The following is a 20,093-nucleotide window of genomic DNA, read 5'->3' as shown; positions in this document are numbered from 1 at the left end:
GATGTGTATAAGAGACAGGACGGTGGCTACGGGATCACCGCGCAATGGGATGACGACATCCACCACGCCATCCACACCGCGGTATCCGGTGAGCGGCAAGGCTATTACACCGATTTCGGCAGCATGGCCACTTTGGCGACCACCCTGCGTAACGGCTTTTTCCATGCGGCCACGTACTCCTCGTTTCGCCGCCGGCGGCACGGGCGTCCGCTGCCGATCTCGCAGATTCCGGCCACCCGCCTGTTGGCCTATACGTGCACCCACGATCAGGTCGGCAACCGAGCGCTCGGCGACCGTCCGTCGCAGAACCTGACGGCCGGGCAACTCGCGGTAAAGGCTGCACTGGTACTGCTGTCGCCCTACACCGCAATGCTTTTCATGGGAGAGGAGTGGGGCGCGCGTACCCCTTTTCAGTTCTTCACCGCACATGAGGACCCGCAGGTGGCACGCGCCACCGCCGAGGGCCGCAAAGCCGAATTCGCCGAGCACGGCTGGGATGCCGACGACATCCCCGACCCGCAGGATCCCGAAACCTACCAGCGGTCCAAGCTGGCCTGGCGCGAGCTCGAGGAGCAACACCACCTGCGGCTGTTGCGCCTCTACAGGTCGCTGATCGGACTTCGCGCTGAAGTCGGTCCGGCCGGACCTTGGTTGAGCCAGCTGGTGATCGACTACGACGAGGGCCGGCGATGGCTCGTCATGCACCGCGGTCCGCTCCTGGTGGCGTGCAATCTCAGCGAGGACACGGTGAGCGTGCCGGTCCACGGCGAGCTGGTACTGGCGTGGGGATCACCGGCGGTCGGGCCTGAGACCACCCGACTGCCCGGGCATTCGTTCGCGGTCCTGCGACCGGCTCCATGAGCTCCCTACCGACGCTGTAGGGCCCGCAACTCGTTCCTGCGCAGCATTGTGGCCGCTGTCACGTAGTGCTTCGCTCGGCGGATCGGACCTGGTCAGCGAAGGTGGCCGGCGATACTGCAGGAATATCGCAACGCGTGGTAATGGTGACGAAATGATCTTGAAACCTGCGGGCGGCAGGGTGACGACGAGGCTCGCAACCGCAGGAGGTGACCTTCCATGCCCGCGCAAGACGACTCCCAGCATGCAGAGGTCGTCTCCACGCTGTGTGCCTACTGCGGGGTCGGATGCGGCCTGGTGCTGCAGGTCGAGACCGACGCGGTCACCGGGCGCCGCCGAGTAGTCAAATCCAGCGGTGACCCATCCCACCCGGCCAACTCCGGCCGGCTGTGCACCAAGGGTGCCACCACCGCGGATCTGCTCGCCGCGCCCGGCCGACTGGCGTCCGCGTTCATGCGGCCCGGCCGCGACGAGCCCGTCGAACCGACTGACATCGATACCGCCATCACCCACTGCGCCGGCCGGTTGCGGGCGATCATCGACGAGCACGGACCCGACGCCGTAGCGCTCTACGTTTCCGGGCAGATGTCCACCGAGGCGCAGTACCTGGCGAACAAGCTCGCCAAGGGCTTTATCGGCACCAACCAGATCGAGTCCAACTCGCGACTGTGTATGGCCAGCGCCGGCAGCGGCTACAAGCAGTCACTCGGCGCCGACGGGCCGCCCGGCTCCTATCAGGACTTCGATCACGCCGACGTGTTCCTCGTGATCGGCGCGAATATGGCCGACTGCCACCCGATTCTGTTCCTGCGGATGATGGACCGCGTCAAGGCCGGCGCCAAGCTGATCGTCGTCGATCCACGTCGCAGTGCCACCGCGGAGAAGGCCGACCTGTACTTGCAGATCGCACCCGGAACCGATCTGGCGCTGCTCAATGGGCTGCTGCATCTGATCGTCGCGAATGGACACACCGACGACGAGTTTATCGCCGAGCACACGCAGGGCTGGGAGGTCATGCCCAGCTTCCTTGAGCAGTTCACGCCGGAGGCGGTGGCTGAGCTCACCGGACTCTCCGAAGCTGACATTCGCACTGCCGCAGCATGGATCGGCGAGGCGGACAACTGGATGAGTTGCTGGACGATGGGACTCAACCAGAGCACCCATGGAACCTGGAACACCAACGCCATCTGCAATCTGCACCTGGCCACCGGGGCGATCTGCAAGACGGGCAGCGGACCGTTCTCCCTGACCGGTCAGCCCAACGCGATGGGTGGCCGAGAAATGGGCTACCTGGGCCCAGGACTGCCAGGCCAGCGCAGCGTCGTCTCGGCCGACGACCGAGAATTCGTCGAGGACATCTGGGATATCCCACGCGGCTCGCTGCGCGCCGAGCTGGGCACCGGCACCATCGACATGTTCTCGCGGATGGCCGACGGCCAGATCAAGGCGTGCTGGATCATCTGCACCAACCCGGTTGCGACGGTGGCGAATCGGAAGACCGTGCTGGAAGGGCTGGAACGGGCCGAGCTGGTGATCGCCCAGGATGCCTTCGCCGACAACGAGACTGCCGCCTACGCCGACGTGCTGTTGCCGGCTGCGCTGTGGAGTGAGTGTGACGGAGTGATGGTCAACTCCGAGCGCAATCTCACGCTCTTTCAAAAGGCGGTCGACCCGGTCGGCCAATCGCTGCCGGACTGGCAGATCATCGCCCGCATCGCGGCAGAGATGGGATACGCCAAGGCGTTCGACTACTCGAGCGCTGAGGAGGTGTTCGAAGAGATCAAACTATTCGCCAACCCCAAGACCGGCTACGACCTACGCGGCATCAGCTACGAGCGATTGCGCCGGACGCCGATTCAGTGGCCCTGCCCGCCGGAGAGTACGCGAGATCGCCACCCCATCCGCTATCTCAACGACGGGGCGAGTCAGACGCGGCTGGTCCGCGAAGACGGCAGCGTGCCGCGGTTGGCTTTCGCGACCGAGTCCGGCCGCGCGGTCTTCTGCGCCCGCCCGCATCTGCTGCCCGCCGAGATGCCCGATGACGACTATCCGTACCTGCTCAACACCGGACGGCTGCCGCATCAGTGGCACACCATGACCAAGACCGGAAAGGTCGCCAAGCTCAACAAGCTCAATCCGGGCCCGTTCGTGGAGATCCACCCCGACGACGCCGTCCGGCTGGGCATCGTCGACGACGACCCGGTGGAGATCGCCTCGCGCCGGGGCCGGGCCGTGCTGCCGGCGGTGGTCACCGACCGGGTGCGTCCGGGGAACTGCTTCGCGCCGTTTCACTGGAATGACGTCTTCGGTGAGTACCTGTCGATCAACGCCGTCACCAATGACGCCGTTGACCCGACATCGCAACAGCCTGAGTACAAGGCATGTGCGGTGACCTTGGCCAAGGTGGTGGTCGAATCGCCGCGCGAGCTGGAAGCACCCCCTACGTCGCAGGCCGGCCAGGTCAGCTTGGACCGGGTGGACACCCTCATCGAATTATTCGGGCTCAGTGGGGAATCGGTGACCACCGTGCCCTCATTCGCTCCCATGGAGCGCATCTATCTGAGTGGGTTGCTGACCGCGCTCCGGACCGAGGCGGGGCGCAGCGCAACCGGTGTGCCGACGGTGCCGGCCAATGCCCCGCTGGAGCCGGCCACCCGCATGTGGGTCGACGGCCTGCTGGCCGGGCTGTACTCCCGGCACCCAACGCCGGCGAGCCTGCCGGCCGAGGGGTTGCGCCCAGAGTCGATCGTGGTGCTGTGGGCCTCGCAGACCGGCAACGCCGAAGAGGTGGCCGCCCGCTGCGCGGCCCACCTCGGCGAGGCCGGACTGCCGGTCGCCTTGCACACGATGAACGACTTCCCGGTGACCGGCCTGTCGGCAACCCGACAGCTGATCGTGGTCTCCAGCACCACCGGTGACGGTGACCCGCCCGACAACGGCGCTGCCCTGTGGGAAGAGCTGTCCGGTGACGGGACACCACAACTCACCGACACGCGCTACGCCGTGTTGGCGCTGGGTGACTCCAACTACGACGACTTCTGTGGTTATGGACGCAAACTCGACACCCGGCTGGCCGAACTCGGCGCCACCCGAATCCTGGACCGTGTCGACTGCGAGCCGGATTACGACGACGCCGTGGACGAATGGTTCAGAACGCTGCGCGGGGCGCTGAGCGCCGCGCCGACTCCGGCTGTGACGCAGGGTGCGACGCCTGTGGCTGCCCGCTCGTTGAGGGCACCGGGCCGGTACAGCAGGAAGAACCCGCTGCTCACCAGGCTGATGCGCAACACCGTGCTCAGCGGCCCGGGTTCGACGAAGGAGGTGCGGCAGCTGGTGTTCGCACTCCCGGAAAAGACGCTGAGCTATCAGGCCGGTGATGCACTCGGGGTGTGGCCACGCAACAGCACCGCGCTGGTAGAAGAATGGCTGACGGTGACCGGCGTCGACGGCACGCACGTCGTCGAAGTCGCCGGCCACGGTTCGATGCCGTTGCGGCAGGCGCTGGTCGAACGATTCGAAATCGCCCGTATCACCGGTGATTTGCTGCGGTTCGTGGCGCAGCACAGCCAAGATCGCGAGCTCGCCGACCTGTTGCGGCCGGAGAACAAGGCTGCGCTGGCGGATTGGATGTGGGGTCGCCAGTCAGTGGATGTGCTGGCCGCAACTCCGATTCGGGCCGCCGTCGACGACTGGCTCGGCGTCCTCAAACCGCTGACACCGCGGATGTACTCGATTTCGTCGGCATGTGTCGACAACCCCGGCGAGGTGCACGTGACGGTAGGCGCGGTGCGCTATGAGTGCCGGGGCGTGCCGCGCGGCGGCGTGTGCTCCACATATCTGGCGGACCGAAGCGACGATGCCGAGATCGGCATATTCGTACAGCCCGCCAACCATTTCCGGCCGCCGGCGGACCCCGACGCCCCGATGATCATGATCGGGCCGGGCACCGGCGTCGCACCGTTCCGCGGCTTCCTGCAGCAGCGCCGCGCGCTCGGGCATCGCGGCCGGAACTGGTTGTTCTTCGGCGAACGCAATGCCGCCACCGATTTCTACTATCGCGATGAGCTCAGGGACATGCACGCCAGCGGTTTTCTCACCGAACTCGATCTGGCTTTCTCCCGCGATCAGCCCGAGAAGGTCTACGTACAAGACTTGCTCCGCGCTCGCGGCGCCGAAGTGTGGGAGTGGTTGCAGGACGGCGCACACCTCTACGTGTGTGGCGATGCCAGCCAGATGGCCAAGGAGGTCGACCGCGCGATCTGCGATATCGCCGCGCGACATGGGTTGCTCGCACGAGACGCCGCGAAAGCCCATGTGCGGGCGCTGTCATCCGCCGGTCGCTACCAGCGCGACGTGTACTGAGTGCCTGGGGGTCAGAACACGGTCTGGGCGCAGGTGGACGGCGTGGTCAGGTTCACTCCGGCGTAGACCACCTGCACGTGAGTGCAGACGATCACGTTGGCGTCGGTCTTGGGGCGCCCGGTGGAGTATTCCAGGACGTCGATGCTGCCGTTGGTCTGGTATTTCTCCGGCGGGCCCTCGCCGTAGTACATCGACTGGATCACCGCGCCGGTGCCGTCCTTGAACACCTTGGTGCCCGGGCCGCCACGGTCTTTGAACCAGCCCTCACCGCCGTCGGTGTGTACATCCAGATAGGCGGTGCGCTTCGACGAGCGGATCTCGGTGCTCTGGCGGGCCCACAGATCCGGCGGGAACCCGGTCATGCCCTCGGGCGTCTGCAGCTGCACCCCGACGGTGAACCGGCACAGCGGGGGAGCGCTGCAGTCGACCCAGCTGTGAGTCTGCAGTTGATCGGCGTCATTGACCGGGAACAACGTGGTCTTGGTGTCACTGGCCGCCGACGCAGTCGCGGCCGGGATCAGCGCCGCCAGCAACGTCAACGCGGCCGGGATCATCAGCAACCGCTTCATGTCGCACCAACCTAGACCGGACATCACTCGTCGTAGGTCACTTCCACCGAATCGGTCTCCGGGTGGGCTTGGCAGGCCAGGATCAGCCCTTCGGCGAGGTCCTGGGGTTCCAGTACGTCGTTGATCTCCATGGTGACCTTGCCCTTTTTGAGCTCGCAGGCGCAGGCCCCGCAGTGACCCTCCCGGCAGGAGAATGGGGCATCGAGTCCCTTGTCGAGCAGCAGGTCGAGCAGCTTGACGTGCCGCGGCCATTCCAGCTCGTGCTTCTCGCCGTCCAGCTCGACGACGACGCTGGCCGGCGCGGCAGCCTGCTCGCCTTCCGGGGCGTCGGCGATCTTGACCGCGGCGAAGGGGTCGCTGTCCAGCGACTTGAACACCTCGAGGTGGACCTGCTCGGCCGGCACCTTGCAGGCATCCAGGGCTTCGCGGGCGGCCTGCATGAACGGGCCGGGGCCGCAGATGAAGACCTGGCGGTCGGTGTAGGGGGCGGCCAGCTGCGCCAACGCGGCGCGGCTCGGCAGGCCCTGGACCGACTCCAGCCAGTGCACGACAGTCAGCCGGTCGGGGTACTTGTCGACCAGCTCGCGCAGTGCGGCGCCGAAGATCACCGAACGCTCATCGCGGTTGGCGTAGACCAGGACCACCTTGCCGCTGCCCTGTGACAGCGCCGACTTGCAGATCGCCATCATCGGGGTGATCCCGCTGCCGGCGGCCAGCAGAAGAAAGTCGCTGTCCAGGGATTTCGGCACGAAGGTGCCCGACGGTGCCAGCACGTGGATGCGCATGCCGGCGTGCGCGTTGTCGCACAGCCAGTTCGACGCGTAGCCGTCGGCGGTCCGCTTGACGGTGACCGCCAGAGAGTCATCGGTGAACGGCGAACTGCACAGCGAGTAGCAGCGGGCCACCGAGCCGGTCTGGTCGCTGGGGATCCGCAGCGTCAGGAACTGGCCCGGCGAGTACTTCAACCGCTGCTCAGGGATCTCCGGGTCGTCCGGCCCGTCGGGCACGCCGAACACCAGCGAGCGTGCGTCGTCGGTCTCGGTGACGACTTCGGTGATCTGCAGTTCCAGGACGTGAGCACCGAGTGGTTCGTCCGGAATGGTCTCCGTCACGGGCCGCCCTTCATCTTCGGTCATAACTAGAACAGGTTACAGAAAAGTGGTCCGGTATTGCTACCAGCTGCAGGAACACCCGCTCGACACAAATCGGAACGTGTTCTAATCTCACTCTAGGCTGGTTGGAAAACGGGCCGGAAGAACCTGTTCACTTCTGGGAGGCAATCTAGTGACGTCCATTCAACAGCGTGACGCGCAGTCGGTGTTGGCCGCCATCGACGACCTTCTGCCGCAGTTGCGTGAGCGTGCCCAGGAGACCGAAGACCTGCGCAAGCTGCCCGACGCCAACGTCGCGGCGCTTGAGGACGTCGGTTTCTTCCGGCTGCTGCAGCCCGAGCAGTGGGGCGGCCTGCAGTGCGACCCGACCCTCTTCTACGAGGCGGTGCGCCGGCTGGCCAGTGCGTGCGGCTCCACCGGCTGGGTCGCCGGAATCATCGGCGTGCACAACTGGCACCTGGCGCTGTTCGACCAGCAGGCCCAGGAAGACGTCTGGGGTGAGGACACAAACGTCCGGATCTCCTCGTCCTACGCCCCGATGGGCGCCGGGGTCGTCACCGAGACCGCCGACGGCTACATCGTCAACGGTTCGTGGAACTGGTCGTCGGGCTGCGACCATGCCACCTGGGCGTTCCTGGGCGGTCCGGTGATCAAGGACGGCAAGCCGGTCGACTTCGGCAGCTTCCTGATCCCGATCTCCGACTACCGCATCGACGACGTCTGGCACGTGGTGGGCCTGCGCGGCACCGGCAGCAACACCGTCGTGGTCAAGGACGCCTTCGTGCCGCGGCACCGTTTCTTGTCCTACCGGGCGATGAACGACGGCACCGCCGGCGGCTACCAGACCAACACCGCGCCGGTCTACAAGATGCCGTGGGGGACCATTCACCCGACCACCATCTCGACGCCGATCATGGGCATGGCCTACGGCGCCTACGAGGCGCACGTCGAGCACCAGGGCAAGCGGGTGCGCGCGGCGTTCGCCGGTGAGAAGGCCAAGGACGACCCGTTCGCCAAGGTCCGGATCGCCGAGGCCGCCAGTGACATCGACGCCGGCTGGCGTCAGCTGATCGGCAACGTCGGCGACGAGTACGCGCTGCTGGCCGCCGGTCAGGAGATCCCGTTCGAGCTGCGGGCCCGGGCGCGACGTGACCAGGTCCGGGCCACCGGCCGGGCCATCGCCTCCATCGACCGGCTCTTCGAGGCGGCCGGTGCCACCGCGCTGTCCAACGACGCACCGGTGCAGCGGTTCTGGCGTGACGCGCATGCAGGTCGGGTGCACGCCGCCAACGACCCGGAGCGCGCGTACATGATCTTCGGCAACCACGAGTTCGGGTTGCCGCCCGGCGACACCATGGTCTGATCGAACTGGACCTGGCTGGGACATAGACGAGCTTGCTGGAGGTATCACCGATGACTATCCGTTCGCTGGGCTACCTGCGAATCCAAGCCACCGACATGGCGGCCTGGCGGGACTTCGGGCTGAAAGTCCTCGGCATGGTCGAGGGATCCGGTGCCACCGAGGGTGCGCTGTACCTGCGGATGGACGAGTTCCCCGCCCGGCTGGTGGTCGTGCCCGGGGACTCCGACCGGTTGCTGGTATCCGGTTGGGAATGCGCCAACGCCGCAGGGCTGCAGGAGATTCGGCAGCGCCTGGACGCCGAGGGCACGCCCTACAAGGAAGCCACCGCCGCGGAGCTTGCCGAGCGCAGCGTCCAGGAGATGATCGCGTTCGACGACCCGTCGGGCAATCACCTGGAGGTCTTCCACGGGGTGGCGCTGCAGCACCGCCGCGTGGTCAGCCCCTACGGCCACCGGTTCGTCACCGAAGAGCAGGGCCTGGGCCACGTGGTGCTGTCGACCAAGGACGACGCCGAGGCGCTGCACTTCTACCGCGATGTGCTCGGCTTCCGGCTGCGGGACTCGATGCGGCTGCCGCCGCAGATGGTCGGCCGCCCCGCTGACGGCGACCCGGCCTGGCTGCGATTCTTCGGCTGCAACCCGCGCCACCACAGCCTGGCCTTCCTGCCCATGCCGACTCCGACCGGAATCGTGCACCTGATGGTCGAAGTGGAGAGCGCCGACGATGTCGGGCTCGCACTGGACCGCGCCTACCGTCGCAAGGTGCCGATGGCCGCCACCCTGGGACGGCACGTCAACGACAAGATGCTGTCGTTCTATATGAAGGCGCCCAGCGGTTTTCAGATCGAATTCGGCTGCGAGGGCCTGGAGGTCGACGACGACGACTGGGTGGCCCGGGAGAGCACCGCGGTCAGCCTGTGGGGACACGACTTCACTGTGGGTATGCAGTAGCAGTGACTGACGACCTCGCGATCGACCCGCGTGCGTTCCGCAACGTACTCGGCCAGTTCTGCACCGGCATCACGATCATCACCACCGTGGATGGCGACGCGCCGGTCGGCTTCGCCTGCCAGTCGTTCGCCGCGCTGTCGCTGGACCCGCCGCTGGTGCTGTTCTGCCCCACCAAGCAGTCGCGGTCCTGGCAGGCCATCGAATCCAGCGGAAAGTTCTGCGTCAACATTCTGGCCGAGGAGCAGAAGGACGTCTGCGCCCGCTTCGGCTCCCGTGAACCGGACAAGTTCGCCGGCGTGGACTGGAAGCCGTCCCCACTGGGGTCGCCGATCCTGGGCGGATCGCTGGCCCACATCGACTGCACGGTGGCCTCAGTGCACGACGGCGGCGACCACTTCGTGGTGTTCGGCGCGGTGCAGTCGCTGTCAGATGTCCCGGAGGTGAAGCCGCGGCCGCTGCTGTTCTATCGCGGCGACTACACCGGCATCGAGCCGGACAAGACCACTCCGGCGCACTGGCGCGACGACCTGGAGGCGTTCCTCACCGCCACCACCGACGACACCTGGCTGTAATTTCCGTCCTCGAGTGTGAATCCCGCGACGCCGACGCGGCGTGTCGCGCCCTGAGATTCGCCCGCGCGGGGCGGGCCGTTGCCTACCATGCACCGGGTGAAGCGACTTGGCTGGGCGGCGGTGGCGACTCTCGCCTATGCCGCGGTGATGTTGGTGCTGGAGCGCGGGATGCGAAAGACGGGCGGCCCCGGCATCATCGGCTTTGAGCTGGCCGGCAATGCCGAACGAGTCCAGGAGATCTTGGCCGTCTGGGGAGACGAGGGCGGTCGGTGGGCGCGCTGGTCTCTGTGGCTCGACTTCGGTTACATGCTGACCTACGGAACCTTGGGGCTGTTGCTCATCGAGCGTGCCCGAAGTCGCCACGGGCATCCGATCATGTTGCGGCTGTTGCCGATCGGTGCGGTGGCCGGCGACGCGATCGAGGGCGTGGCGCTGCTCAAGGTGCTCGACGGCGCCGACATCGACGTGAACGCCCGGCGTGCGCGTGGCGCGGCGCTTGCCAAGTTCGCCCTGTTAGCGGTGGGGCTGGTCTACACCGTCATCGGGGGAGTTCGCCGGCGGTCATAAGCCGTGCCAGCATCGCTGATGTTCGGCGTGGGTGCGTAGATACGCCCCGGGTGAGTACATCTCGTCGTAGAAATCGGTGTCCAGATGCTGGGCCTGCAGATACATCAGCACATGCACCGTCGGGACGGTGCCCGGCAGTTTCCCGAACGTGTCGTAGATGTAGGACGCCTCGCAGGTGACCAGTTCGGCGATGCGGTCCGGCGCCAGTGCCGATCCGCGCACGGCCCGGCTGTCTGACCACGGACCCGGGGTGTCGGGGTGCGACGGACCGCCGGGCCCGAATTTGCGGGCCACCAGCTTTTGCACACCCTGCGCGACCGAGGCGACATGCGGCGGGCTCAGCGTCTCGAAGTGACCGGGTAACCCGGTGACATTCGGGAACGGCCAGCGCGGATCGGTGTCGGCGACAAAACCCAGTCCGGGGGCACGCGGGTCACCGGAGCCGCCCAGCACCGACAACCGGTCCAGACCGTCGAAGATCCAGCCGCCCAAGCCCATTGCCTGCAAGCCCAGCGCTCCGTTATGGGCCGCGATGGACAACTCCGCACTGGCCTCGGTCAGGGTGTACTGCTCCACGAACGACAGCGGTATCGGGTCGTCGGCATGCGCCAAACCGGAAAACGACTGTATGCCGGGTATTTCGCGACCATGGACGTCGTCGCGGATCGGATAGCCGTTGGCCGCGAAGAACCACAGGTTCTCCAGCAGATGTTCGGCCAGGTCAGCCACATTGAAGGCCAACAGACTGCCCGGGTGGTTGCCGATCCAGGTGTTGTGGCCCTCCATGTAGGGCTCTTCACGGGGTAGTTCCAGCCGGGACTCCGAAATCCGGACATAGGAATCGGCGGTATGGCCGATCCACTCTTCGATGCTGTCGAACTCGCGTGGTTCTTGATCGCGGGTGGGCAGCAGATAGCAGCCGGTGTCGTCGGTGAAGAACAGCTGGCTGGTGTGAAAGCCGGCCGCCGACGGCATGGCGCGCCCGGTGGCGCTGCCGGGATAGTTCGGCAGCGCCGGGGCGTACCCGGGATGGTGCGCGATCCCGTCATGCCAGCCGGTGGTGCCGGCCATCAGCGACAACAGCAGGGCTCGCTCGACCTCGGACAGCGGCTGCACCGGACGGCGGCTGGTGTAGGCCAGCGCACCGGCTGGAATGGCGCCGCCCACGGGGAACCGTCGCGACCGGCGTCCGGTGATGGCGGCGAACAGCCCGAAACCGGCCGCCTGCGCCAGCGCGGCCCGTTCCTGTTCAGTGATCGCCAGGGCCATGGCCCAGGCCTACTTGCTGACGGTCTCCAGCAGCATGGCCAGCTGGGTCGGCGAGACCGCGATCCCGCACTGGTTCTTCAGGTCGGTGAGCGGCTGGGCGATGCCCTGCAGGGTCGACAGCTGGTCGAGGTGGCCGATGAAGTAGCCCTGAACCGAGGACTTGGCCTGGTCCGCGGGCATGGTGGCCGCGTTGGTCAGCACGTCATTGGCCTCCGGGTGGTCGTGGAGGAACACACCCGCCTGGCCCAGCACGCCGCTGGCGGTACTGGACAGCCCGGCCGCGGTGCAGGAGGCGGGCGCGGCGTCGGCGGCGGGCGTGCTGGTGGTCAGTGCCGATGCGGCCACCGCACCGAGGATGCCGGCGGCTGCGGCGCCGAGCGCCAGGCCAGAAGTCGTGGAGATGCGCATAGCAGTGGTCCCTTCGATCAGGTATTTCCAGCTTGGAAGGTAAACCTACCGGAGCGGCAGCCACCCGCGGAGTCGGCGCAGGGCTTCGTCGATGTCGGCGGTCGGGCCGGCGAACGACAGCCGGACGAAGGTGTTGCCGCGTTCGGTGTCGAAGTCGACGCCCGGCGTCAGCGCGAGACCGGTGTCGGCCAGCAGGCGCGCGCAGAACGCCAGTGAGTCGTCGGTGTGCTCTGCGAGGTCCGCATAGACGTAGAACGCGCCGTCGGTGGGGGCCAACCGGTCGATGCCCATGCTCCGCAGTCCGCCGAGCAGCAGTTCCCGGTTGGCGGCGTAGTGCCGCAGGTGGCCGTTGGATTCTGCGATCGCCTCCGGCGTGAACGCCGCGACCGCCGCGTATTGGGCCAGCACCGGCGGGCAGATGGTGAAGTTGCCGGTCAGGCAGTCCACCGCACGGCGCAGTGCCGGCGGCACCAGCAGCCAGCCCAGCCGCCAGCCGGTCATCGCAAAGTACTTCGAGAAGCTGTTGGCCACCACCGCGTTCCGCGAAGTCTCCCAAGCACAGCTGGTCTGCGGTGCACCCTGGTAGACCAGGCCGTGGTAGACCTCGTCGCTGATCAGTCGCACACCGGCGGTGTCGCACCAGGCGGCGATCGCGGCCAGCTCCGCCGGTTCCAGCACAGTCCCGGTCGGGTTGGCGGGGCTGGCCACGATGACCCCTGCCAACGGTCCGGGAATCTCGGCGAGCATGGCGGCGGTGGGCTGGAAGCGGGTCTCGGGCCCGCACGGGATCTCGACCACCTCACAGCCCAGCGCGGTCAGGATGTTGCGATAGCAGGGATAGCCCGGGCTGGCGATCGCCACCCGATCGCCGGCGTCGAAACAGGCCAGAAATGCGAGCAGGAAGCCCCCGGACGAACCCGTGGTCACGACCACGTCGTCGGGGTCGACGCTCAGCCCGTAGCGGTCGGCATACGAGCCGGCGATGGCCGAGCGCAGCTCCGGGATGCCCAGTGCGACGGTGTAGCCCAGCGCATTGGCGTTCAGCGCCGCGGCGGCGGCGGCGCGCACCGGTTCGGGGGCGCCCACACTGGGCTGGCCGGCCGACAGATTCACCAGATCGCCATGGGTGCGTTGGCGTTCGGCCGCGGCCAGCCACACGTCCATCACATGGAACGGCGGAATGCCCGCGCGCAGCGCAACCCGGTCGGTCATGAGTCATCCTCCGTCATGATGCGGTGCAGGAAGCGGGTGGCGTCGGGCATAGCGGCGAGCACCGTGCCGGAATGGTCGTGGTCGGGGTAGATGTGCAGCTCGACATTCTGGCCGTTGTCGATCAGCTGCTGATACAGCGTTTGACTGGACCGGGGTGGCACGTCGGTGTCGAGCAGGCCGTGCCCCAAAAAGATCGGCCGATCGTATCCGCCGGTGGGGGTGCCCATGAAGCCGTCGAGCGCCGCGCCGATCCCGTCCAGCGACGCCACCGGCGCGCTGAACAGCTCATCGATCCGGGTTCCGGCCGCCTGTCGGTCCAGGTCGGTCTTGCAGACGGTTTCGGCCCGATCTGCCAGCTCGCGCCCGCGAGGAGTCAGCACACTGTCGACGGGAATCTCAGGAAGCGCTTCGCGCAGCGCGGCCACGATGTACGAGGCGTAACTGATCGCGGCGGGAGGCACCGACCGCGGCGGCAGATCGGGTCCGGCCTCCATGACCAGCCGTTCGATGTTGGCCGGTGTGCCGGTGGCCACCACGCCTCGATAGTCCAGGCCGCTGCCGGCGGTGAGGCGGCTGGCCCACCACGCGCTGTTGATCGCCGCGCCGCCGCCCTGGGACTGACCCACGATCGCCCACTTGGGCGACAGCGGCAGGTCCATCTGGTGCACGGCTCGCACGGAGTCGATCACCGAGTGCGCTTCGGCGGCGCTGTTGAGATAGCTCATCAGCCCTGGCGTGCCGAGCCCGGCGTAATCGGTGCCGACCACCACGTAGCCCTGGTCGAGCCAGTGCGACAGGTATTCGTTGTCGCGGGCGCTACGTGGCCGCGCCGACGGCGTGCAGTCGTCGCCGAGCCCGACGGTGCCGTGCGCCCATGCGATCAGCGGCCATCCGCCCGCCGGGGGCGCCCCGTGCGGAACGAAGACCGCCGCCGTGCTCACTGCGGGCCGGTCGTGTTGATCTGTCGTGGCGTACAGGATCCGGAATGCCTTGGCGGCGCCGGTCACCGACAGGGCCGGGTCCAGTGGCACCGTGGTGATCAGACCCCCTTCGGGGGGAATGGGGCCGGCATAGCTGCGCGCGTCAAGGCCCGACCACTGCGGCGCCGGCTCAGCGGCCGCGGGTGCGGCCAACACCAGGGCGGCCAGTCCGGCGGCCAACAGCGCATTGCGGCGCGGCGACCTCACTTGTTCAATCCGAGAAAGGTGAACGCCTCGGCCGCTTCGAAACTCGCCGATGTCTCGCCGGCGAAGACATTGCTGTCGTCGGAGCCGAGGGCGAGCTTGCGTACTGGGGCGCCTTCGTCGAAGTCCAGTTTGTTCAGGTCCACCCAGAACACGTTGGGGGTCAGCGCTGATTCGAAGCAATACAGCTTGCGGGTGTGGTGTGCGACGGTGCGCCACCGGGTGGAGGAGATGTTGGGCTCGTTCGGCGTGGAGATGCCGAACGGCACCGAAACATTGCGCACAACACTGAGTACCGACGCGAGCGCGATCTTGAGGTCCTCGGATTTCGGTATCGCGTTGACGTAGAACGAAGCCCGCGCGAAGCGATCCGCGGCCCGGTTGGTGCCCGGCAACATGACCGTGCCGCCCAGCTGCTCCCAGTAGGAGTTCACCGCAAGTTGTTGTTCGAAGATCGGCGAGTTCGTCATCACCTGATACTGGCGCCCGTGGTGGATGACCTGCTTGCCGTCAACGTATTCCACGATCGCACTGTCGCCTGTCGCGTCGGACAGGGACAGGTGCAGCGTGGCCAGGCGGTCCTCACCGGGCACGCCGTCGGTCACCACCTGGAACGCTTCGGCCTTCAGCGCGGCGACGGCTTCGGCCACGGTGGCGAAGTTGTCCAGGACATACTGGGCCCAGATGGAGATGCACAGCCCGGGGCGGCTGCCGTCGTATTGCGGGTACACCGATTCGGCCAGCCAGAGCAGGTTCGCCGACAGACCGGCTTCGTTCAGTCCGTCGGTGGTGCAGATGTTGTAGCCGGTAGCCACCACGCTGCCGTACTTTGCGGTCCATTCGATGGAATTGGCCCCGGCCCGGCCGTCGCGCTTCACACCACGCGGCATCGACCACAGATCGGTCGCCAAATCCAGCTTCCAGTCCATCGATCGACCGGTGATGATGTTGCCGTTCGGGCCGAGGTAAACCAGGCGAGTACACATGCCGCTACCGTACGGGCCTTCAGACCACCTCGGCCTGCAACCGGCGAAGATGGTGTGCCGGCTGGCCAAAGAGTTGCGAACTTCCGTGTGCGCGTTTGAAGTACAGCTGGATGTCGCTTTCCCAGGTGATTGCGATACCGCCGTGCAGCTGCACCGCTTCGCCGGCCACCTTGGTGAATGCCTCGCTGGCGACCACCCGTGCCAGCGCCGCAGAGGTCGCCGACGGCTCGGCGATCGCGTCGTCGACAACGGCGCGCGCGGCCGACACGGCCACGTACAGGTCGGCCATCCGGTGTTTGAGCGCCTGGAAACTGCCGATCGGCCGGCCGAACTGTACCCGGCTCTTGGTGTACTCCACGGTCAACTCCAGGCAGCGAGCCGCCGCGCCGATCTGCTCGGCCGCCAGCAGGATCGCCGCATAGTCCGCGATGCCGGGGTCCTCCCCGATCGGCGCGGTGGCGGTGGGGACGATGCGGCCAAGACGCCGAGTGGGGTCCATGGTGGCAACCGGCTCGGTGCTGAATTCCGTCCAGCGGGTGAGCTGGCTGCCGTCGGTGCCGACAACGACGTCGGCGATATCACCGTTGGCGGCGTAGCCGTCGCCGAAGACGACCGCTCCGATCGCGCCGCCTGCTGCCAACTGTTCCAACGCCTCGGCGTCGGGCTCGGGCGAGGCCAGCAGCGCCAGCTCGGCCAAGATGGTGCCCAGCAGCGGGGTGGGCACGAGTGCCTTGCCCAGCTCCTCGAGAACCACTGCGGCGTCGCCCAGTTCGCCCCCGGCACCGCCGAGCTCCTCGGGCACCACCAGGGCAGCGGCGCCGACCTGCTCGCACAACAGTTGCCACAGGGTCTGGTCGTAGCCGCGGTCGGATTCCATCGCCACCCGTACTGCTTCTCCGGTGGCGTGCTTGTCGACCAATGCGGCCACGGTCTGGCGCAGCAGGTCGCGTTCGTCGTTACGGGTCACTTAAATCGCCTCCAACACTCGCCGACGGTGGGCGGTCGGGTCACCCCACGCGGGACGCAGCGCCTGCACCCGCAGCAACCACAGTGACAGGTCGCACTCGCTGGTGAAGCCGATCGCGCCGTGGGTCTGCAGCGCCGAATGCGCAGCCAGCAGGGCGGCGTCGGACGCGGCCACCTTCGCGGCGCTGACGTCGCGGGCGGTGTCGGGGGAGTCCTGCGACACCGAGATCGCCGCCCCGTACACCAACGGGCGGGCCAGCTCGAGCGCGATGTGCACGTCGGCCAGCTTGTGCTTGATGGCCTGGTAGCCGCCGATCACCCGCCCGAACTGGGTGCGCTGTTTGGCGTAGTCGACGGCGATGTTCAGCATCGCCTGCCCGGCCCCGACCAGCTGCGCGGCAGTGGCCAGGGCGCCCATCTCGTAGGCGCGGGCGGTGTCGGTGTTCCAGGAGTCGCCGGTCGCGTTCACGTCGAACACGCCGCGGCTGGAGTCCACCGAGGCGTGACGGGTGCCGACCTGTGCGATCGATGCTGTCCCGTTCTGGGCCAGCAGGACCAGATCGGCGCGGTCGGCGTCGACTGCGCGTGGGGTGTGCGGCGGCAGTGCCACGGTGGCGATCAGCTCCCCGGCAGCCAGTCCGGCCAGCTGCGCACCGGCATCGGGTGAACCGGCCAGCAGGATCGGCGCGACCGCAATGGATTCCACCACCGGTCCGGGGACGCACCAGCGGCCCAGCGCCTCGATGGCCAGCACCGTATCGACGGGGTCGGCGCCGATACCGTCGAACTCTTCGGGCACCGCCAGCGCGGTCACGCCGAGCTCGGTCAGTTGGTTCCACACCCGACGGCCGGGCTCGGCCTCACCTTGCGACCAGGCCCGCACCGCACCGGGCACGTCGGCGGCGCCCAGCGCGGCGTCGATGCTGGCCGCGAAGTCGCGCTGATCTTGATCTAGATCGAATTTCATTTCTTCTCCCGGGGCAGGCCCAGCAGCCGCTCGGCGATGATGTTGCGCTGAATCTCGTTGGTGCCGGCGTAGATCGGTCCGCCGAGCGAGAACAGGTAACCGTGGGTCCAGGCGTCGGCGAGTTCGCCGTCGGCGCCCCGGATGTCCAGGCCGGTCTGGTGCAGGGCAACGTCCAGGTCGGACCAGAACACCTTCGTCACCGAGGACTCCGCGCCCAGCTCACCGCCGGCGGCCAGCCGGGTGACGGTGCCGAACGTCTGTAACCGGTAGGCCTGCGCCTTGATCCAGGCGTCGGCGACGCGGTCGGTGAACACCGGGTCGCTGCCGTGCTGGCGCCACATGGCCGCCAACCTCTCGGCGCCCACCACGAACCGGGCCGGGCTGCGCAGGCTCATGCCGCGCTCGTTGCTCGACGTGCTCATCGCGGCCCGCCAGCCTTCGTTCGGCACACCGATGACGTCGTTGTCCGGCACGAAGACGTCGTCGAGAAAGATCTCGCCGAAGCCGGTCTCGCCGCCGAGCTGTTCGATGGCACGAACGGTGATCCCGTCGGCCTTCAGGTCGAACATGAAGTAGGTCAGGCCGTGGTGGCGCTGGGCCTCCGGGTCGGAGCGGAACAGTCCGAAGCCGCGCTCGCCGAACGGGGCCCGCGAGCTCCAGATCTTCTGCCCGTTGAGCTTCCAGCCGCCGTCGACCTTGGTCGCCGTCGAGCGCAACGACGCCAGGTCACTGCCGGACTCCGGCTCCGACCATGCCTGCGCCCAGATCTCTTCGCCGGAGGCCATCTTCGGGAGGACGCGGTCCAGCTGTTCTTGCGTGCCGTGCGCGAACAGCGTCGGCGCCAGCATCGAGGTGCCGTTGGCGCTGGCGCGGCCGGGCGCACCGGCGCGGAAGTACTCCTCTTCGTACACCACCCACTGCAGCATGGTGGCGTCGCGCCCGCCGTACTTCTTCGGCCAGGCGATCACCGACAGGCCGGCGTCGAAAAGCACCTTGTCCCAGCGGCGGTGCTGTTCGAAACCCTCGGCGGTGTCGTAGGACAGGCGCGGGAACTTGTCGGTGTTCGCGGCCAGGAAGTCGCGGACCTCGGCGCGGAAGGCCTCGGTCTCGTCATCGAAATTCAGGTCCATCAGGCCCACTCTCTCAATTCATGCTTGACCACCTTGCCGCCGGGATTGCGCGGTAGGGAGTCGGTGAAGGTCACCGATCGCGGTGCCTTGAAATTCGCCAAATGCTCGCGGGCATAAGCGATCACCGCTGCCTCGTCGAGCGTTGATCCGGGCCGGCGCACGACGAAGGCGCGGCCCACTTCGCCCATCCGCTCATCGGGAACACCGATCACCGCCACGTCGGCCACGCCGTCGAGGCGGGCCAGGGCCTGCTCGATCTCGGCCGGATAGACGTTGAAGCCGCCGCAGATGTACATGTCCTTGAGCCGGTCGGTGATCCGCAGGTTCCCGGCGGCGTCCACGGTTCCGATGTCGCCGGTGTGCAGCCAGCCCTCCGCGTCGATCGCTGCGGCGGTGGCCTCCGGGTCATCGAGGTAGCCGAGCATGATGTTGGCGCTGCGAAGGAGCACCTCGCCGGAATCCGAATCTCCGCCAGTGCTTTCCAGTCGCAGCTCGAAATCGCCGATCGGACGCCCGCACGTGGTGGCGACGGTGACGGCGTCGTCATCGGCGCGGCACATGGTGCCGAACCCGCCGGACTCGGTCAGTCCGTAAGCGGTGAGCACGATGTCGATGTCCAGTTCGGTCTGCATCCGTTCGATCAGCACCACCGGGACGGTGGCGGCGCCGGTGACCGCGAACCGCAGCGAGCTCAGGTCGTGTTGGTCACGCTCGGGGTGATCCAGCAGGGTCTGGTAGATGGTGGGCGGCCCGGGCAGCACGGTGATCCGGTGGGATTCGATGGCTCGCAGCGCGCCTGCCGGGTCGAAGGTGAGCTGCGGGATCAGGGTGGCCCCGGTCTGCAGGCAGGCCAGGATGCCGGCCTTGTAGCCGAAGTTGTGAAAGAACGGATTGATGCACAGGTAGCGGTCCTGCGCGGTCATCTGACCGCACTGGGCCCAGGCCGCCGGGCCGGCCAGCGACTGCCGGTGCGCGCAGAGCACGCCCTTGCTGCGGCCGGTGGTCCCGGAGGTGAACAGGATGTCGGACAGATCATCGGGGCCAACGGCGGCGGCGCGCGCATCGACCTCGGCGGCCGGCACCGCGGCGCCGGCGGCGATGAACTCGTCCCAGGTTCCGTCCGTGGCCTCTATCGGCACCCGGACGACATGCTGCAGGTCGGGCAGCTGGTCGCGGTCCAGTTCGGTGAGCCGGTCGGTCTTGAGGAATCGGCCCATGCCCACCAGCACCTTGGCCTTGCTGCGGGCCAGGATGTCGGTGGCCTCCGCGGCGGTGTAGCGCGTGTTCAGTGGCACCAGCACGCCGCCGGCGTAGTGGGTTCCCAAGCAGGTGATCACCCAGTGCCAGGTGTTCGGCGACCACAGCGCAACCCGGTCGCCGGGCTGCACGCCGAGGGCGATCAGAGCCGCGGCGGCTCGCCGCACCTCCTCGCGCAGGGTGGCGTAGGTGAAGCACTTGTCCTCGGTGACCAGCGCGTCATGGTCGGGCAGCGTATGCGCGATGTGGTCCAGGGCCGCAGGTGTGGTCTGCGGTTGGCTACTCATAGGCGCTGCTCCTCCCCGTCGCTGAACTCTGCATCGCCGTCAGCGCGGGCTCCCTGGGCTCGACGGCTCGTAGC

At 67.5% G+C, this 20,093-nt stretch carries 17 protein-coding genes and 2 pseudogenes; 8 read left to right on the top strand and 11 right to left on the bottom strand.

What is annotated here, in order from left to right; genetic code table 11:
• The 4 genes and pseudogenes from LI94_RS05995 to LI94_RS24380 form a co-directional block, all read left to right on the top strand.
• A partial coding sequence (locus LI94_RS05995; protein ID WP_046300607.1) for a DUF3459 domain-containing protein occupies positions 1 to 861 on the top strand: 861 nt, incomplete at its 5' end.
• Between the two features lie 216 nt (positions 862 to 1,077).
• A pseudogene (locus tag LI94_RS24390) lies at positions 1,078 to 1,263 on the top strand (hypothetical protein); the annotation flags it as partial.
• A 48-nt stretch (positions 1,264 to 1,311) separates the two neighbouring features.
• Positions 1,312 to 2,568: pseudogene (locus tag LI94_RS24385) on the top strand (molybdopterin-dependent oxidoreductase); the annotation flags it as partial.
• A 15-nt stretch (positions 2,569 to 2,583) separates the two neighbouring features.
• Positions 2,584 to 5,220 carry a molybdopterin dinucleotide binding domain-containing protein gene (locus LI94_RS24380; RefSeq protein WP_343252049.1) on the top strand — a complete coding sequence of 879 codons (2,637 nt, stop codon included), beginning with the start codon at positions 2,584 to 2,586 and terminating at the stop codon, positions 5,218 to 5,220.
• Between the two features lie 11 nt (positions 5,221 to 5,231).
• Here LI94_RS24380 and LI94_RS05985 read toward each other — a convergent pair whose 3' ends face one another.
• Together LI94_RS05985 and LI94_RS05980 are read right to left on the bottom strand one after the other, a co-directional pair.
• Positions 5,232 to 5,789, bottom strand: a complete 558-nt coding sequence (locus LI94_RS05985; RefSeq protein WP_024442396.1) for a hypothetical protein — start codon at positions 5,787 to 5,789, stop codon at positions 5,232 to 5,234.
• A 23-nt stretch (positions 5,790 to 5,812) separates the two neighbouring features.
• The gene (locus tag LI94_RS05980) at positions 5,813 to 6,901 is read right to left on the bottom strand and encodes a ferredoxin--NADP reductase (RefSeq protein WP_024442397.1); all 1,089 of its coding nucleotides are present in this window, start codon (positions 6,899 to 6,901) and stop codon (positions 5,813 to 5,815) included.
• Positions 6,902 to 7,073: 172 nt separating this feature from the next.
• On the opposite strand from LI94_RS05980, the gene hsaA reads away from it, so the two are divergent.
• The 4 genes from hsaA (at position 7,074) to LI94_RS05960 (ending at position 10,353) form a co-directional block, all read left to right on the top strand.
• Positions 7,074 to 8,264: a 3-hydroxy-9,10-secoandrosta-1,3,5(10)-triene-9,17-dione monooxygenase oxygenase subunit gene (gene hsaA / locus LI94_RS05975; protein ID WP_024442398.1), complete on the top strand. Its 1,191-nt coding sequence runs from the start codon at positions 7,074 to 7,076 to the stop codon at positions 8,262 to 8,264.
• Between the two features lie 50 nt (positions 8,265 to 8,314).
• Positions 8,315 to 9,214, top strand: coding sequence for an iron-dependent extradiol dioxygenase HsaC (gene hsaC, locus LI94_RS05970; protein WP_046300606.1), 900 nt, complete (start codon positions 8,315 to 8,317; stop codon positions 9,212 to 9,214).
• Between the two features lie 20 nt (positions 9,215 to 9,234).
• Positions 9,235 to 9,786 (top strand): 3-hydroxy-9,10-secoandrosta-1,3,5(10)-triene-9,17-dione monooxygenase reductase subunit, encoded by a 552-nt coding sequence (gene hsaB, locus LI94_RS05965; protein WP_192830920.1) that lies wholly within the window; start codon positions 9,235 to 9,237, stop codon positions 9,784 to 9,786.
• A gap of 96 nt (positions 9,787 to 9,882) precedes the next feature.
• Complete coding sequence (locus LI94_RS05960) at positions 9,883 to 10,353, top strand: hypothetical protein (RefSeq protein ID WP_125078392.1); 471 nt, start codon at positions 9,883 to 9,885, stop codon at positions 10,351 to 10,353.
• On the opposite strand, the gene LI94_RS05955 is transcribed toward LI94_RS05960, so the two are convergent.
• The 9 genes from LI94_RS05955 to fadD3 are packed head-to-tail and all read right to left on the bottom strand — an operon-like array spanning position 10,348 to position 20,019.
• A complete protein-coding gene (locus tag LI94_RS05955; RefSeq protein ID WP_046300598.1) occupies positions 10,348 to 11,622 on the bottom strand; it encodes a hypothetical protein in 1,275 nt (424 codons plus the stop codon). The genes LI94_RS05960 and LI94_RS05955 overlap by 6 nt on opposite strands.
• Before the next feature lie 9 nt (positions 11,623 to 11,631).
• The gene (locus tag LI94_RS05950; protein ID WP_024442403.1) at positions 11,632 to 12,030 is read right to left on the bottom strand and encodes a heme-binding protein; all 399 of its coding nucleotides are present in this window, start codon (positions 12,028 to 12,030) and stop codon (positions 11,632 to 11,634) included.
• A gap of 45 nt (positions 12,031 to 12,075) precedes the next feature.
• Positions 12,076 to 13,242: a pyridoxal phosphate-dependent aminotransferase gene (locus tag LI94_RS05945; protein ID WP_024442404.1), complete on the bottom strand. Its 1,167-nt coding sequence runs from the start codon at positions 13,240 to 13,242 to the stop codon at positions 12,076 to 12,078.
• Positions 13,239 to 14,405 (bottom strand): lipase family protein, encoded by a 1,167-nt coding sequence (locus tag LI94_RS05940; RefSeq protein WP_239651159.1) that lies wholly within the window; start codon positions 14,403 to 14,405, stop codon positions 13,239 to 13,241. The genes LI94_RS05945 and LI94_RS05940 overlap by 4 nt, the downstream gene beginning before the upstream one ends.
• Positions 14,406 to 14,425: 20 nt before the next feature.
• A complete protein-coding gene (locus tag LI94_RS05935; protein ID WP_024442406.1) occupies positions 14,426 to 15,412 on the bottom strand; it encodes a linear amide C-N hydrolase in 987 nt (328 codons plus the stop codon).
• A gap of 19 nt (positions 15,413 to 15,431) precedes the next feature.
• Complete coding sequence (locus LI94_RS05930) at positions 15,432 to 16,379, bottom strand: acyl-CoA dehydrogenase family protein (RefSeq protein ID WP_046300597.1); 948 nt, start codon at positions 16,377 to 16,379, stop codon at positions 15,432 to 15,434.
• Positions 16,380 to 17,345 (bottom strand): acyl-CoA dehydrogenase, encoded by a 966-nt coding sequence (locus tag LI94_RS05925; protein ID WP_046300596.1) that lies wholly within the window; start codon positions 17,343 to 17,345, stop codon positions 16,380 to 16,382.
• The gene (locus LI94_RS05920; RefSeq protein ID WP_024442409.1) at positions 17,342 to 18,475 is read right to left on the bottom strand and encodes an acyl-CoA dehydrogenase family protein; all 1,134 of its coding nucleotides are present in this window, start codon (positions 18,473 to 18,475) and stop codon (positions 17,342 to 17,344) included. Before LI94_RS05920 ends, LI94_RS05925 begins: the two co-directional genes overlap by 4 nt.
• Positions 18,475 to 20,019: a 3-((3aS,4S,7aS)-7a-methyl-1,5-dioxo-octahydro-1H-inden-4-yl)propanoate--CoA ligase FadD3 gene (gene fadD3 / locus LI94_RS05915; protein WP_046300595.1), complete on the bottom strand. Its 1,545-nt coding sequence runs from the start codon at positions 20,017 to 20,019 to the stop codon at positions 18,475 to 18,477. Before fadD3 ends, LI94_RS05920 begins: the two co-directional genes overlap by 1 nt.
• Positions 20,020 to 20,093 lie beyond the last annotated feature (74 nt).

Origin of the sequence: Mycobacterium sp. UM_Kg27 (assembly GCF_000972905.1) — a bacterium.
Classification (GTDB): Bacteria; Actinomycetota; Actinomycetes; order Mycobacteriales; family Mycobacteriaceae; genus Mycobacterium.
The sequence above is the reverse complement of the archived record's forward strand: the minus strand, read 5'-3'. Positions and strand labels throughout refer to the sequence as shown.

What these genes read in the sequence shown, in the direction of transcription:
- fadD3 (WP_046300595.1), bottom strand. Translation starts at nt 20,019, where the DNA reads ATGAGTAGCCAACCGCAGACCACACCTGCGGCCCTGGACCACATCGCG.
- LI94_RS05985 (WP_024442396.1), bottom strand. Translation starts at nt 5,789, where the DNA reads ATGAAGCGGTTGCTGATGATCCCGGCCGCGTTGACGTTGCTGGCGGCG.
- LI94_RS05925 (WP_046300596.1), bottom strand. Translation starts at nt 17,345, where the DNA reads ATGAAATTCGATCTAGATCAAGATCAGCGCGACTTCGCGGCCAGCATC.
- LI94_RS05945 (WP_024442404.1), bottom strand. Translation starts at nt 13,242, where the DNA reads ATGACCGACCGGGTTGCGCTGCGCGCGGGCATTCCGCCGTTCCATGTG.
- LI94_RS05920 (WP_024442409.1), bottom strand. Translation starts at nt 18,475, where the DNA reads ATGGACCTGAATTTCGATGACGAGACCGAGGCCTTCCGCGCCGAGGTC.
- LI94_RS24380 (WP_343252049.1), top strand. Translation starts at nt 2,584, where the DNA reads ATGGGATACGCCAAGGCGTTCGACTACTCGAGCGCTGAGGAGGTGTTC.
- LI94_RS05935 (WP_024442406.1), bottom strand. Translation starts at nt 15,412, where the DNA reads ATGTGTACTCGCCTGGTTTACCTCGGCCCGAACGGCAACATCATCACC.
- LI94_RS05955 (WP_046300598.1), bottom strand. Translation starts at nt 11,622, where the DNA reads ATGGCCCTGGCGATCACTGAACAGGAACGGGCCGCGCTGGCGCAGGCG.
- hsaC (WP_046300606.1), top strand. Translation starts at nt 8,315, where the DNA reads ATGACTATCCGTTCGCTGGGCTACCTGCGAATCCAAGCCACCGACATG.
- LI94_RS05950 (WP_024442403.1), bottom strand. Translation starts at nt 12,030, where the DNA reads ATGCGCATCTCCACGACTTCTGGCCTGGCGCTCGGCGCCGCAGCCGCC.